The sequence below is a fragment of the Tenacibaculum soleae genome, assembly GCF_030549005.1.
GTDB lineage: Bacteria > Bacteroidota > Bacteroidia > Flavobacteriales > Flavobacteriaceae > Polaribacter > Polaribacter soleae.
On sequence record NZ_JAUOSW010000010.1, the window covers coordinates 25,455 to 41,014 of the forward strand.

At 32.6% G+C, this 15,560-nt stretch carries 15 protein-coding genes; 14 read left to right on the forward strand and 1 reads right to left on the reverse strand.

Annotated features, from left to right (window positions below):
- Positions 1-60: 60 nt before the first annotated feature.
- From Q4586_RS12665 to Q4586_RS12730, 14 genes are all read left to right on the forward strand, one after another.
- On the forward strand, positions 61-411 hold the full coding sequence (locus tag Q4586_RS12665; RefSeq protein WP_303529509.1) for a hypothetical protein: 351 nt from the start codon (positions 61-63) through the stop codon (positions 409-411).
- Positions 411-1,748: a phage portal family protein gene (locus tag Q4586_RS12670; RefSeq protein ID WP_303529511.1), complete on the forward strand. Its 1,338-nt coding sequence runs from the start codon at positions 411-413 to the stop codon at positions 1,746-1,748. Before Q4586_RS12665 ends, Q4586_RS12670 begins: the two co-directional genes overlap by 1 nt.
- Positions 1,749-2,687 carry a DUF6712 family protein gene (locus tag Q4586_RS12675; protein ID WP_303529513.1) on the forward strand — a complete coding sequence of 313 codons (939 nt, stop codon included), beginning with the start codon at positions 1,749-1,751 and terminating at the stop codon, positions 2,685-2,687.
- 10 nt (positions 2,688-2,697) lie between these two features.
- Positions 2,698-3,384, forward strand: coding sequence for a hypothetical protein (locus tag Q4586_RS12680; RefSeq protein WP_303529516.1), 687 nt, complete (start codon positions 2,698-2,700; stop codon positions 3,382-3,384).
- A 9-nt stretch (positions 3,385-3,393) separates the two neighbouring features.
- Positions 3,394-3,582 carry a hypothetical protein gene (locus tag Q4586_RS12685; RefSeq protein WP_068703703.1) on the forward strand — a complete coding sequence of 63 codons (189 nt, stop codon included), beginning with the start codon at positions 3,394-3,396 and terminating at the stop codon, positions 3,580-3,582.
- Between the two features lie 3 nt (positions 3,583-3,585).
- Positions 3,586-5,169, forward strand: a complete 1,584-nt coding sequence (locus Q4586_RS12690; RefSeq protein WP_303529521.1) for a hypothetical protein — start codon at positions 3,586-3,588, stop codon at positions 5,167-5,169.
- 18 nt (positions 5,170-5,187) lie between these two features.
- Positions 5,188-5,544: a hypothetical protein gene (locus Q4586_RS12695; RefSeq protein WP_303529524.1), complete on the forward strand. Its 357-nt coding sequence runs from the start codon at positions 5,188-5,190 to the stop codon at positions 5,542-5,544.
- A 21-nt stretch (positions 5,545-5,565) separates the two neighbouring features.
- Positions 5,566-6,207 carry a hypothetical protein gene (locus tag Q4586_RS12700; protein WP_303529527.1) on the forward strand — a complete coding sequence of 214 codons (642 nt, stop codon included), beginning with the start codon at positions 5,566-5,568 and terminating at the stop codon, positions 6,205-6,207.
- A gap of 2 nt (positions 6,208-6,209) precedes the next feature.
- Complete coding sequence (locus Q4586_RS12705; RefSeq protein WP_303529529.1) at positions 6,210-6,668, forward strand: M23 family metallopeptidase; 459 nt, start codon at positions 6,210-6,212, stop codon at positions 6,666-6,668.
- Positions 6,665-7,330, forward strand: a complete 666-nt coding sequence (locus tag Q4586_RS12710) for a hypothetical protein (protein WP_303529532.1) — start codon at positions 6,665-6,667, stop codon at positions 7,328-7,330. Before Q4586_RS12705 ends, Q4586_RS12710 begins: the two co-directional genes overlap by 4 nt.
- Positions 7,331-7,444: 114 nt before the next feature.
- The gene (locus tag Q4586_RS12715; RefSeq protein WP_303529558.1) at positions 7,445-7,828 is read left to right on the forward strand and encodes a hypothetical protein; all 384 of its coding nucleotides are present in this window, start codon (positions 7,445-7,447) and stop codon (positions 7,826-7,828) included.
- Positions 7,828-10,554, forward strand: a complete 2,727-nt coding sequence (locus Q4586_RS12720) for a phage tail tape measure protein (RefSeq protein WP_303529560.1) — start codon at positions 7,828-7,830, stop codon at positions 10,552-10,554. Before Q4586_RS12715 ends, Q4586_RS12720 begins: the two co-directional genes overlap by 1 nt.
- A 3-nt stretch (positions 10,555-10,557) precedes the next feature.
- The gene (locus Q4586_RS12725; RefSeq protein ID WP_303529563.1) at positions 10,558-12,501 is read left to right on the forward strand and encodes a BACON domain-containing protein; all 1,944 of its coding nucleotides are present in this window, start codon (positions 10,558-10,560) and stop codon (positions 12,499-12,501) included.
- Positions 12,498-14,291 carry a hypothetical protein gene (locus Q4586_RS12730; RefSeq protein ID WP_303529564.1) on the forward strand — a complete coding sequence of 598 codons (1,794 nt, stop codon included), beginning with the start codon at positions 12,498-12,500 and terminating at the stop codon, positions 14,289-14,291. The genes Q4586_RS12725 and Q4586_RS12730 overlap by 4 nt, the downstream gene beginning before the upstream one ends.
- 25 nt (positions 14,292-14,316) lie before the next feature.
- Here Q4586_RS12730 and Q4586_RS12735 read toward each other — a convergent pair whose 3' ends face one another.
- Complete coding sequence (locus tag Q4586_RS12735; protein ID WP_303529565.1) at positions 14,317-15,495, reverse strand: tyrosine-type recombinase/integrase; 1,179 nt, start codon at positions 15,493-15,495, stop codon at positions 14,317-14,319.
- Positions 15,496-15,560 lie beyond the last annotated feature (65 nt).

Below are 15,560 nucleotides of genomic sequence, written 5' to 3' on the forward strand. Positions count from 1 at the left end.
CAAACCGAGTGGTTTTTTTATGTCCTTTTTTTAGATGCAATGTTTCTCCATCTTGCCTATATGTTAGCCGAAACTATATATTTAAAAGATGTGTTACAGCAAATGAAAACGCCCGATAAAGATGGGCAGGCTGTACCGTTTGCAATAAAAGTTCGAACGCTAAATAGGTATTCTAAAAAAGGTGGTAAGTTAAATTCATATACCGAAGCTCGTTTGGTAATGAAAGAAAAACAAGAGCGTATAACCTCGGTTGAAGCATTAAGAACAATGCAGCCAAAAGTTTTAAAAGAACGCAAAAATCCGCATCATTTTCAGAACAAAACAAGAAACATACGCTTGTCAAATGGCGAGCGAAAAAAAATACACATTCGGTTTATAATCGAGTTTAACAATAAAAAAGTAATCTATTAATGGGTAAATTTATAAGTCACGGCGATGTAGCTTTCGGAATTGGCTCTAAGGCTATGTTTTCTTTTGGTAGTGATACCAAAGCAAAGCACACCGTTGTAAATCCAAATACCAAAAACACCAAGGCATTTGTTCCTTGGGGTGCCGACAATAAATACCCAGATAATTTTTTACAAGCACTACGATTAAACGGATCAGGTAGTGCAGGTTTACGCTTCTTAAAATCTACCCATTATGGGCAAGGCTTTCATTTATATAAAAATGAAGGAGATGCTAACGGTAAATTAAAAAAGAAAATAATCACCTTAAAAGAAGCTGGTAAAGACATACAAACCTTTTTTAAGCGCAACCGATTAGAGCGATTTTGGAACGAGCATATTGCCGATTTAGAAACCTTTTATGTATCGCAGCCCGAATTTATTTTATCTAAAGATTACAGTAAAATATACAGCACTCGTAGGTTACAAGCTTCTAAATGCAGGTACCAACCAATCAATCCAAAAACAGGATTAATAGAAAACATTTTCTATTGCCATAATTGGGAAGCGAATACTGATGTTACAAGTGATTTTGTAGAAAAAATACCAGTAATAGACTCTTATTGGTCTGCCGATCAAGTAAAAGAATACTGTAAAAAGAAGAAGATTCACAAATTTGTGATGCCTACTTTTTATCCGTTAATGAACGAAACCTATTATCCCGAAGCCGATTGGCATGCGGTGTATCATAATGGTTGGATGGACGTTGCAAACTCAATACCGGAGTTTAAAAAAGCATTATTTACCAACCAAATTAACGTAAAATATATCGTTCACATATCCGAAGAATATTTTAAAAGAACCTATGGTGCAGATTGGTTAGAATACACACCAGAAAAACGCAAGGAAATTAGAGATCAGTTAACAAATGCTATCGATAGCCATTTGTCTGGTAATAAAAACGCTGGTAAATCTATCCAATCTGTAACCTATTTAGATCAAAACCAAAATTGGGTAAAAGGTATCGAAGTAGAAGCTGTAGACAATAAATTAAAAGACGGCGCTTACTTACCAGAAGCGTCTGCCGCCAATTCCGAAATTATGTTTGCTTTAGGTGTAGATCCATCTTTATTAGGCGCAGGAATACCTGGTGGAAAAATGAACACAGGTTCAGGCTCCGATAAAAGAGAAGCATTTTCAATACTTACCTCATTATTTAAAAGTAAAAGAGAAATCAGTTTATATCCTTGGCAATTTATAAGAGATTATAATGGTTGGGATGAAGAATTAGAAGGTGGTTTTGGTAATATCGAATTAACAACGTTGGATGTAAATCCAACAGGAACTCAAAATATTTTATAAATGGCAACACTATTAAAAACAATCGATGATGTTAAAAAATACGTTTCCGTTAATAAAAATATTAGTTGGGAATCTTTAGAGCCTTACGTAAAACAAGCTGACAGGAAGTACATTAAAAACTTGGTAGGCGATATAATTTACAACGATTACGTAACTACAGTGCCAACAGATATAATTGAAGTTAAAGTATTTGAATTATTAAGAGAAGCATCTGCAAACTTAGCGTGGTTTATATACCTGCCACTCGCAAACGTACAAGTTTCAGATAGTGGTATTGCAGTAGTTAATAGTAACAACTCTAAACCTGCCGAATGGTGGCAAATAAGAGATTTAAGAAGGTCGCTTTTAGATGCAGGCTTGCAAGCAATTGATGAAGCCTTAAAAATAATGGAAGCCAACACCAATACTTTTATCACTTGGACGGCAACAGAAAGCTACACCATATTTAACGAGTTGTTTGTAAACCAAACAGAAACATTTCACAGGTGGTTTGGTATTGCCAATAGCCGCCAAACATTTTTAGCCCTACGCCATTATATGTTAGAAACCCACCACCAATACTTTACCAATGTTTTAAATGCAGCTACAATAGCTACAATTAAAACAGAAGCAAACACTACAACAAAACAAGTGTTAGAATTTTTACAAGCCAGTCAAGTGCATTATACCGTTGCAAAAGCGGTAGAAAGCGGAGCGTTTTTATTAACCGCATCTGGTATGTACAAACAGTTTGATGAATTACCGGGTTACAAAACAAATCCTTTAACAGAAGTGCAGTTATCTAATTTAAAACAAGAGCGCATTGTTGCTGCTGAAGAATATTTTAAAAAAGCAATTAATTTAATAAATGCCAACCCTGTTTTATTTACTAATTATCAACCAAAGTCAGCAGGCGCGGTAGTAAGTTTTAAAAACACAAAAAGCACATTTAGTTTATAAAATAATAGGTATGGTAGCAGATAGATTAAATGATTTAACAAAAAATAAAACCAATATTCGACCTGTAGTTGATAGAAACACAGAGGTAACAGCCGAAGATTTTGAAGATATTGGTAGAGTTACCGAAAATCATGCAAATATTTTAGATAGTTTAACAGGCGCTGCATCACCAAATAAAAACTATGGCGTATACACCTCTTTATCTTTATTAGAAGCAGCACACCCTGTTGGCGAGCCTAACTCGTATGCAATTATAGATGTAGGCTCTGGCACAACACCACAAATAGCCATTTGGAACGACACTACCAATCAGTGGGTAATAGTTACACCAAACGAATATGTTATTTATGTAGCAAGTTTTTCAAACTTACCAGCTCCTGGAGTATCAAATAAGATATACATCACCTTAAATGATTTTAAATCATATATATGGCAAAACAGCAGATATAATATTTTAAACAATCCACCAGCACCATCCATACCAATAAAAACACGCCAATACCAATTACACAAGCACCTAAACAACACAGATCCAACAAAATTATCAACACGCCAAAACAACGATATTGTATATAACGTGCAATGGAGCGCAACAGAAGTTTGGCAAATGGCAATGTGTATAGATGCTACCAAAAGTGCAGATGATAGGGCGGCATGGAACGTGATAAACCCAATAGAAGGTATACCATTAATTTAAAACAAATATATGTCAACATTAACAGAGAGAGTTGCGGCGTTAGAGAAGCAAATTCAACCGCACAAAATTACGCTTACACATGCAGATAATCCAAATTTAACTGCTTGTGTCGAGCTTAAAGAAACAGGAGATGTTGTTGTAAAGTACAACACAACAACATCAACCGAAACACCATTTTTAACATTTGAAAAAGAATAAATTATGAAACAAAAAATAACATTTTTAGCATTACTATTTACAGTTTTAACATTTGCTCAAACCACGGTGCATAACACCAAGGTTAAACTTAAAAACGTTATCACAGGTGTAGTATCAGACAGTTTACTGGTTATAGCACCAAATGATGAAGTTCGTAAAATTCCAAGGTCTGTTTTTTTACAAGGGGTAGAAGTAGATTTAAGTGATTATTTCACCCGAAACGAAATGAGTAGTTTACTAGCAAACTACGCAATTGGCGACCACACGGTTGATACTAACACGCAGTTGTCAGAAGCGCAAGTAGATGCTTTTACAGCTAATAATGGGTATTTAACAACTTTGCCAAGCAATATCAATGCTAGTAAAATTGCTGATGGTTCGGTGTCGAACGAAGAGTTTCAGCTTTTAAATGGTTTAACAGAAGACATTAGTATAAGTTTGGCTCAAAAAGAAGAAACTATAAACAAGTCGCCAAATTTTATAAGTCCTAATAATATAAGTTATCCAACTACTAAGGCTGTTGATGATAATTTTGTTAAAAAATGGAAAGTATCAGATAACACTTCTTCTTCAAATGGTGATAAATGGTGTAAGGTGGTTACGCTTAATATAGGTACTTCAAGAAGATGTATTATTCAATTTACAGGAGGAGCTGGATATTCTGAATCAAGTATGTCAAATGGGGCTACTATGTATGTAACAGTTAATGCTTCAGCTTCTACTAATAGATTAAATATACAAACTATCATTGAAAGTGATAGTGGTAAACCATTTAGTCAAGTTAGAGTAGTTAATAATAATGATGGCACTGCATCTATATATGTGTACATAGATTTGTACACTTCTTTAGAAGCTTCTTATTTTGGTTTTAGTTCATTGTTGAATGAATTACATACTAATGTATATGAAAATTCTATATTTGGAGATGATAAACCTATTTACATTAATTATCACAGCGGTAATCTAAACCCTGATAGTTTTGTTAAAAAGTCTGGCGATACCATGACTGGGAGTTTAAAAGCTACTAACTTTCAAAATGAAAATATAATACTTGAAAATCAAGGACTTCGTGTAACAGGGTTAAACGCTTCTTTAGGTTTTTTAGGTAACGGAACAGGGAATTTCAGTTTTGGATATGGCGCTGGAAACGGAAGTGGTTTACTTAGGTATTATGCGGGTACTACACAAGCTAAATGGGGTGTTGATAGCGGAGGAAACTCAACACAAACTGGTTCAGCAACAGCAAATGATTTTATCGGTGCTTGGAATGGTAAAACACCTGCCGATTTTGAGCCAGCCATGACAATGAGCAGTACTTTTGGTACTTTAAGTGATGCTAAAGGGAGTTATCTTCATGGAAGTTTTGGTTCAGCGGCAACCTTAACTATTCCTGCAGGTGTGACAAATAGAAAGTGGTTAATTAGTACGACAAGTCAGGCTGTTAATTTTGTGGCGGGTAGTGGTGTTGTTATAGATGTAATTGCAAACGGTAGATCTACTTCGTTGGCAATTGGTGATGAGGATAGTATCGGTCAAAGCGCGACGTTAATTCGTGTATATGGTGATACTTATATTTTGATAAAATAATTGTAAAACACCTAAAAAATGGAATTATTAAAACAAATATTAGGAAGTCAGTCAGTAGAAGTTTGGTTAGCAGGTATGTTTTGGAGCTTGCAAGGAATTATAGCAATAAAACTGTATTATTTACCAAGTAAGGAAAAATTCAACCTTAAATTTTGGTTAAATGACAACCTTATTGATGTCGTTAAAGGACTGTTTTGGTCGTTGGTGGCGTTAAGGTTAGGAGATTATTTAATTCAGGTTTTGCGCCAAAAAATGAATTTTGATTTACCTGAAACTACCGATTTTGTGGTTTATATGATTATTATAAGTGCTGTAATTCAGTACAAATTGCATCAAAATAGAACTCCTGTTCTAAAAAACAAACAATTAAAATAATATTTAAGCCATTCCTTTTAAATGATTGAGAATATTTTACAGCTATCAGGGGTTTTAGCGCCTGTTTTGTTTGGTTTTTACAAGTACGCGACCGATCGAAAAGATAAGAAGCAGAAAGACGAAATAACAGCGTTAAAGCAAGATAAAACAGCGTCAGGCTTTAATATCGGCTTATTGTCTAACTTAATGAAAATGAAGCTTTACAGCTCTTTAGAAGTTGTAACAAAAGTTTTATTTAAAAACACTAAAGCGACTAGAGTGATAGTATTTGTAGCTATTAACGGAAAAGTAGAGCCTAAAAAAGTATATGCGTTATTTGGAGAAAAAGACGATGGCACGCAAATAGATCAGGAATTTAAAGGAGTTGAAATAGATGAGCCTTATTTGCATACGCTTCATGAGTTAGAAAAGGAAGGTAGTTTATTGGTTGAAACAATGAAGCTAAGGAGTGGCTTGCTGAAAAACATATATTTTAAAGAGCAAATAACATTTTCTTATTTAAAATTTGTAAAGAGATATCATTTAACAGAAGAAGATGATGCTGTTGTGTATATGAGTATAGCTACAGATAATGATGTTAGCTTTAATTCTATTGAGTTGACAGAAATAGATATTAAAGTAAGCACCACTTACAGGAGTATAATTAATAAAATAGCAAATTAACTATGCATCTACCATTAAAAAAAATAATTGACAGAGGAAACGACCCAACAGGTTTTGGGCATTTTGGAGCGAAAAGAGGAACACGCAAACACAAAGGACATGATATAATTTCTGTTCCTGGCGAAAGTGTAGTTTCTATGATTGATGGTGTAGTAACAAAAATAGGGTATGCTTACAAAAATGCGTTGCAATTTAGATATGTGGAAGTCACAAATGATACTTATCGAGTTTGGTTAATGTACTTAGAACATGCTAATTTAAAAGTTGGGCAAACAGTTTGCGCTGGTCAAAGAGTTGGCTACGCTATGGATATTGCCAAATATCATAATGCTAAAAGAGCTAAAAAAAACAAACTACTTAAAAAATCGGAGCGTAAAAAATTAGTAAAAATGATTAATCATTTACACGTGCAAATTTGGAAAAACGGCAAATTAGTAGACCCTAAACCTTATTTAGAATGAAAAACACAATAGAAATAGCACTTATAATTATATTATCGGTATTGCTGTTTAATCAGTGCGAAGAAACTGCACAGTTTAAAACCACGCTAAAAAACAACGAATTAGCGAAAGCAGATACAATTGAATATTATATTAATGCAATTGGTTTAGAAGTAGCCGAAAAACTCACCTACAAAGGTACGGCTGAGCAACTAGAAGTTTACTTATCAGAAAAAAGTAAAGAATCAAATCAGTTTAAAGAAGCTGCAAAAGGTTGGCGCAAAAAGTATAATGCTTTACATATTAAATTAGAGTTTGTATTAGATAGTGTTGATGTGTTGTTTAATAAACCTGTACCTTATAATTTCGAACGTACATTCGAAAAACTTACAAAAGACTATGCTTTAAAAGGAATTGCCAACCAAAACGGTTTAAATATAGATTTTAGAGCCAAGGCAACAATAACTCCGTTTACAGGAGTTAAACCTACAGGTTTATTTACCAGCGAGCATCGAACCGAAATAACAAGCTCTAACGATAATATACAAATCACGGATTTTGAAAACTTCAATTTTGTAGAAAAACCAAAACGTTGGGGTGTTGGCTTGTCGTTTGGTTTTGGTTTTTATTGCAATGGTTTTTTTATAGGGCCTTCTGTAAATTATAATGCGATAAGTTTTTAGAAACAAAATATTATTTCAATTAAATTAATGTAAAAACCCACTCAACTCAAGTGGGTTTTTTATGTCCTTTTTTCAACAACATTATTGTGCCAAATTGCTATAAATTAAGGCAAAATGAGTAGCGAAAACACAGTTTTAGATTATGAAGAATTAGAAAAAAAGGCAGGGCAAAAAGCCGCCAGAACTTTACAGCGAAATTGGAAAACTATTTTAGGTACCGCAACATTAAAACAATCTGGCACACTTCTTAAAAATTCTCATGTAAAAGCACAAATGAAATTTGGCGAGCTAGATTCATTAACAATATACACTACTTCTGTAGGTATGAAACTTAATTATGGTTTTGAAGGAATTAAATCAAATGGAATAGCAATGTCTTTAAAACCACTAAATAATATACAAACCTTATTTGATAAATCACAAGCAACTATTGAAAAACTCGCACAAGAACTTGCCGAAATTAAAGGGCATGAAGTAGCCACAAAAATAATTAGTTAATGAGCAAGCCAGTTACACAACGTATAAAACTTTACATAAACGGTAAAGAGATAGACAATACTTTAACCAGTATTCGTAAAAATTTAATAAAATACCGTAACGCAGCCAACAAAGCAACCGAAGGCACCGAAGATTGGAAAAAATACAACAAAGCCGTTGCTGAGTTAGAAACCGAGTACGACAATGCTCGTAACGCCCAAAAAGCATTCCGTCAAGACACCAAACTTACCACCGCAGGTATTTCTGATGGACAAAAAGAGCTTACAAAATTCACAAGCAGTTTTTCCACCTTAATAAATGGCTATAAAACAGGCGATTTATTGCAAGTACAAGAAGGTTTTAACGGTGTAAAAACAGGTATAAAAGGCGCAGTTAAAGCTGCTTGGGCATTTATTGCAACACCAATTGGTGCAATAGTAGCAGGGTTAGTTGGTATTGGTGTAGCGGCTAAACAATGGTTAAATTATAATAGCGCGGTAATAAAAGCCGTAGAAGTTACTACTGCTATTACAGGCTTAACAGATGCAGCTGCTAACCAAGCAAGAATACAAGCAGAAAGTTTAGCAGAAACCTATGGTGGCGATTTTGAAAAGAATTTAGAAACAGCTAAAAAGCTAGTTACTCAATTTAAAATTTCTTATGATGAAGCGTTTACTGTTATAGAAGAAGGTTTATCTCGTGGTCAAATAAAAAATGACGAGTATTTTGATAGTTTAAACGAATACGGAACCTTTTTTGATAAAGCAGGTTTTTCGGCAACCGAATTTAAAAATGTAATATCTACTGGGTTTGATTTAGGTATTTATAAAGATAAATTGCCAGATGCTATAAAAGAAGCAGATTTAGCAATAAAAGAACAATCAAAAACAACTAAAGATGCCTTAGTAAGTGCTTTCGGAGCCGCATTTACAGATGATTTATTAAAACGTGTTAATACTGGTAAAACCACCACTAAACAAGCCTTGTCTGAAATAGCTAAACAATCAGATAAAGCAAATCTTTCAGTACAGCAAAATGCACAATTAACTGCCGGTTTAATGAAGGGGGCAGGAGAAGATGCTGGTGGAGCCGTTAAAGTTTTCGAAGCATTAAATACAGCACTAAATAAGCAACAAAGAGAACTTACCCAAAGCGAGCAATTATTAGCAGACCAAGCATCAGCAACTAAAAGATTAAAAGATTTAAACGCCACATTATTTTTAGCAAGCGATAAAGGTTGGGGTTTATTAGTTGATAAAGCAAAACTATTTGGAACAAAAATTTTAATAAAAATACTAGAAACTGGCGTTGATGTTTACAATTGGGCAGTTGATTTAAACAACGAAAGTGCTGTTTTTTCAGCAATATTATTAGGTTTAGGTAAAGCAGCAACAGGTTCATTTAAAATAATAGGTGTTTTATTAAGTAACGTTTGGGATGGCTTTAAATCATTAGGCGATATTATAGAAGGTGTTTTTACTTTTAATCCCGATAAAATAAAAGAAGGTTTTACAAAAGGCTTTTCTGTTGTACCTAATTTAGTAAAAGACCTTAAAAATGAGGTAGTAAAAGATGCTAATGATATATACGATGCATTTTCAGGCAAAAACAAAATGAAACGTTTAAGTTTAAATGATTTCACTTCTGATAATACAACTTCTACAACGCTTGATGATACAGGAGCTGCTCCAACAACCGATACCTCAGAAGGTGATGGCGAAATGACTGCCGAAGACAAAAAAATAATTGCTTCTAAACAAAAATTAAAAGAATGGCTAGATCAGTGGGATGCTGACAATAAAATACAAAAAGAACTAGAAGATTTATCTGAAGATGAAGCAGCGCAATTAGAAGAAGAACTAAATTTAGAAGCTAAATATGCCAAATTAGAAGAAGATGCATTTAATGAAACAGAATTATTAAAAAGCCTTGCTGATAAAAAAAATGCAGAACTAGATGCTATTGATAAAAAATGGAACGATAAATTCTTAAAAGACAATAAAAAATATAAAGAAAAACAAGCAGCTGATAATGCTAAAGCACGCGAAAAGGAATTAGCTGGGCGGAAAAAATTAAAAACTGACATTTTAAACGGTGTAATTAGTTTAGCTGGTAGCGAAACAAAAGTTGGGCAGGCATTAATAGCTGCAAAAGGAGTGTTAGCTGCAAAAGATATGTTAATTCAATTAGGCGTTTTAAAAGCAAAGTCTGCTGTAGCTATCGCCGAAGGTCAAGCAAATACAGCCAAGGTTGGTTTTCCTCAAAACATACCCTTATTAATAGGGTTTGCTGCGCAAGCAATAGGAATTATATCAGCAGTAAAAAGTGCAACATCTAGTGCATCCAAAGTAAAATCTTTAGACAAAGGAGGTTATACATTTGGCGGTTCTTATACTGGCGGTATGGATGGTATTGGTGGGCAATTAGCAATGATTCATCCAGATGAATACATGATACCCAAACCAGTAATGCAAATGCCCGAAACACCTCGCATAGTAGAGTATTTAGAAGCAAAAAGAACTGGTAAACCAATTCCTTCATTGGCAGAAGGTGGCGCAACAACCGAATTACCTTTACCAGAAGAAACCACCACGCAACCAACAAGTATGTTTTTAATAAATGTTTTAGAAAGACTTTTAGAAGAAATACAAAGCGGTTTTGTTTTAAACTACACCCTAGATGACGAACGAAAACGAAGAGCTTTAGCCAAAAAATTAGACGATACTATTAACGCCTCAAAAAATTAAAAAATGTCAACATTTACACCAACAGATTTAACTATTAATTTCAGAAAATTTGTTACTCCTATAGAAACTCATCATATTGTATATAATCATAAATTTTTTGATAATTCGTTATTTTACATCGTAGAGGTTGATATCGTATCTGCAATTCCACCATGGTTAGAAGTAGTAAATTTTAAGTATTCTCGTTCTGAAAAGAAAACAACTTTCAGTGTTAAAATTAAAGAAAACTATGTGTTGTCAATGGCAGAAGGGAATTACGATACTAGTCTTAAAATAAGAGTTCGTTATATTAGTGAGGTTAGCCCTCCAACCGCTACCCGTACATATGTATATTCGAGACCCACTTTTAAAATTTCATTAGCAATTATACCTGGGGTTTTATTAAACGTAACCCCTACCAACTTATTATTTAATTACACTATTGGAAACTCTTTACCTAGCAATAAAATAGCACAAATAGTAGCACAGTCTAATTGGTCAGTTAATGCTGCACAATCATGGGTTACATTGTCACCAACAACAGGAGTAGGTAATAGTAGTTTGGTAATAGGAGTAGATCCTAGCAGTTTAACTGTTGGCACCTATGAATCAGAAGTGTTTATAGGAGATGGTATAGGCCAAGAAACTATTATAGTAACACTTGTTGTTGATGAAGGAGATACACCTACTAATTTTTTATATGTAAATCCACGAAATTTAGAGTTTGTTTCAGAGTTTAATGAGGTTAACGATAAAGAATTTAATTTAAATTTAGAAACTTCAAACAATTGGTCTACAGTTATATCTCAACCATGGCTTTCTTTATCAGCTACAAGTGGTATAAGTGGTGTTCATAATTTAAAAATAAGCGTAAACTCAGTTGCTTTAGCTGTAGGTGTTTACACAGGTTTTGTAGAATTTAGGACAAACGATATTATAAAAAAAGTATATGTTTCTTTAAAAGTTATTGCTTTTTTAGAAGATGGCATTACCAGTGAAACTTTATATTTTGCTGAAGATTTAAATGAGTTGCAAGTTACTAATGTAGCTGATAACACATTTTTAGTGTTAGATTTTGTTACAGCAACGGCTACTAATAATTTACCGTATCAAAAAGAAGCGCCTTTTTACAAGGGAGTTGCAACTGTTTTAATTGGTGATGAAACTACCGATTTATTACAATCCACCAATCCTACCGATGTTTTTACAAGTCGAATTATAAACAATATTGCTCCTTTAAATATTTCTTTTGCATCAGCGATAGAAAACAAAATATCTGGCGCAATTACACCATTAGGGCAATATAGCAATGTTCGTTTTTTAAATGGCCACACACCCACCACACAAAATAAGTTGTGCTATACGCCAAATACTATTTATGTAACAAACAAAGCAGTTTTATCGCTTTCTATACTATCACTTTCGTTGCCAGATGCAATAGAAATAACTGGTGATGCTACTGCAACAATTAGCGCAGCCATTGCAAGTAATTTATATACTTACAATGCTATTATAAACCTCGAAGATTTAAATCTTGTAATGGGTAACACTATCGCTATTAATTTCGGGAACATTATAACCAATGTAATTATAAAAGAACCTGCAGTAGAGCATACTTTGTTGGCTTTTGAAAATGAATGGAATAATTTCGAAATATTTGAATGTACAGGTTTTTTTACAGAAACTATTGATGTAACTAAACAAACAACCGCTGTACAGGTAGCAAATAAAGAACATACAAAAATAACAAAATTAGCTGTTGGTTATAAATACACCGTCAACACTGGTAACATGTATTCTCAGCAAGAAAAAGAGTGGTTATCAGAGCTATTAAAATCTAAAAAAGCCTTTATTTTTTTAAAAGGTGCTTGGGTAGCAATAATAATGACTACCAAAACATTAGAAATTTATAAGACCAGAGAACACGATAAATCTTATGATTTAAAATTTACAAAAGCCATCGTATGATAAAATTTCAAACACTTAATTTTGAGTTAGATTTAACCAATAAAGGCATTTCGTTACAAGAAAATAGCAATTATTTTTCAGATAGTATTTCTAAATCATTCTCAATGCCTTTTAGCATTTCATTAACAGGCGAAGTAGCTGAGAAATTAGGCTTGGTAAATATTAATAATGTTAGTTCTTATGCTAATAAAATATACGGTAATGTAATTGTAGATAATAGCTTTTACGAAGGCTATATTTCAATCAATGAAATAGAAGATACTATTGCCGAGCTAACATTGTTTTACGGTAAAGAAGTTTTAGCCGTTTTTGATAAGAAATTAATTCAGTTACCATTTCCTGTTGTTTTGGCACAAGGTGGCTTGCCTACTTTTGCTAAAAATCAATTAACCAAACAATGGCCAGAAGCTACTCATAATTTTGTTAAAATATTTAGGCCTAAATTAAAAGAAGAAACTAATTATGAGGCTTTTGATAATTATTTGAACAACTATAAGTTTAACGCTACTACTTCACAATGGGAATTTCCAACCAATAGTATAGAAAATGTAGAAGGAGTAAATACTGCTTTAAATAAAAATGTAATGTGCCCAATGCCTTATTTACTAGAAGTTTTACGAGTGGGTTTTGCTTCTGAAGGGTTGGAAATGCGTGGCGATTTTGTAAATAAAAAATTAAATAAGAAGCTTGTTTTAGTGCCAAAGTTGTTTTTTCAGCAGTTTTCAGAATCGCAATTTTCTGATTATAGTTTTTCAGATTTTACATTTCAAGAAACAATTAATGGAAATACCGTAAATGTTTATAAAAGAATACACACGCCAACTGATATTGGCTCTTTTACTTTAAAAATGCGTTTAAATATGTCTAACGCAATTGCAAGGTATTTTCATTTAACGGTAAAACAGAATGGCGTTGTTTTGTATGATGCTTTTTCAGAAAACAAGCAGGTGATTATAAATGAAACACTAAGCATTAATATTGTTAACACTACTATTTATTACGATATTGAGGTGGAATTGCGTTTATCTTATCAAGATGGATCAATAGCTAATTATAATAATTTTAAATATGAGTATAAAGAAGGGCAATTAAATATATTTCCTACCACCTATTCATTAGCCGATTATTTACCTAATATTACTTTTAGAGATTTAGTAAATAGAGTTAAAAATTGGCAAAATTTAAGGTTCGATTATACTGATAATGCCGTTTATATTAATTATTTAGAAAACATTACAGATGATTTAATTTATGCAGATAAATCTCATTTAGAAGATCCTGATAAAAAAAGAACATTAAGCAAACAAAATTTATTTGTTTTAAAATACTCAGGTAAAGATGATACTGAGATTATGGTTGATAAAACTGGGCAAATTTATGATAAAACCGATTTTGTTGATGCCGAAACCGAAGAGTTAACTTTAAATGTAACTCCATTAGAGGTAAAAGAAAATTACGGAACCGTTACAGGTGTTTACCCAGAAGAAGAAACCGACATAATGCTAACTTTATATGATGGTTTAATAGCTGATGAGCCTTTATCTGTAGATAATATTGATAATGTTAAGCTAAATGTTCAGGATATATTTTTAAATTTTTGGCAAAAATGGTTAAAATTCAGAGCCAACTCAGAAACGTATAAAGATAGTTTTACACTACCAGTATCTGAAGTATTAAATATTAAACAAGGCATTTTTAAGTACAATAAAAAGCACTTAATAAAATCGATTCGTAAAAAAAGAATCTCAAAAAAATTGTGGGAAGTAAATACAGAATCAGAAACTTTTTAAGAGGTTTCTGATGCTGCTTTTTTTATTAAAAATTTAATTTTGCTGATTGAATATTACCAATTGCTTTAAAAATATTTTTAGGCAAGTATTCTTCTGTTTGCTGAATAGAGGAATGTCTGGCTTGATTTTTTACATCAATTGTTGGTATACCTAACTGCAAATAGTTTGTTATACCAGTATCTTTTAAAGAATACCATTGATATGTATCGGCTAATTTTAACGTTTTTCTTAGTTTGTCCCAAGTGTATGATATTTTACGAGGTGTTAATTGTTCTTTACCGGGTTTATAATTGTTGCAAGAAAACAAATAATCATCATTATTAGCGGTGCTAAGATGTGTGGCTAAAGAATTTATTATATCTAAAGGAATAGTAACTATTTGCGATTTTCTATTTTTACTTGCTTCTGCAGGTACGTTAATAATTCCGTTAGCCAGTATAACATCTTTTACTTTTAGTTTCGTAAACTCAGTTCTACGTATTAAACAATAAAAAGCCGTTTGGCAAAGCACGCCATAATGAAAATTTTTTTTCTCTAGATAATTAAAAATACCAACTCTATCTTGCTGTGGTATTATGGTTCTCTTTTTATCTCCTTGTTTTATTTTTGATAAAAGGCTCGTAAAATCTACATTAATATATCGCCGTTTTATCAGCCATCTTGTAAAAACACCAATAAATCCTAAATAATTATTGTGAGTTCTTGCCGAGTTTTCACGTTCGTAAAAAATTACATCTAAAAACTTTCTGCTATATTCTTCATTAAAATCGGTTACAAAACAATCTTCTTTCCCTTCAGCTTCATAAAAACCCTTTATATTTTTAATATAACTACTGTAAGCACGTAAAGTGTCTTTACGTAGCGCGCCTTTTGATATTTTTTGTTCTAATTGTTTTATGAAAATATCAAAAGCATCAAAAAGTTTGGTATATACTTTTACATTTTGCTCATGCAAAAAGGGAGTCCAGCCTTTTGCTAGTTTTTCGTTTAAGTTGGCTATTATTCTTTTAGCAAACTTTCTCCTTTCGGTAATATTTGATATTGGTTTTACTCTGTTCCTTTTACGTTTTAAACGTTTAAAACTATCCGTTTCTAACGGATCAATAGCATAATAGACAATTTCCCAAGTTTTATTTTCTTTCAATTCTGCAGGAATGTAATCTACAAAGGCAATAAGTTTTTTTGAATTCTGAGATTTAGACATTTTTTTTTTACATCAAATTGTTAATTCGACTGTAAAATAAATGATAATCAATGGTAAGTTTTTGA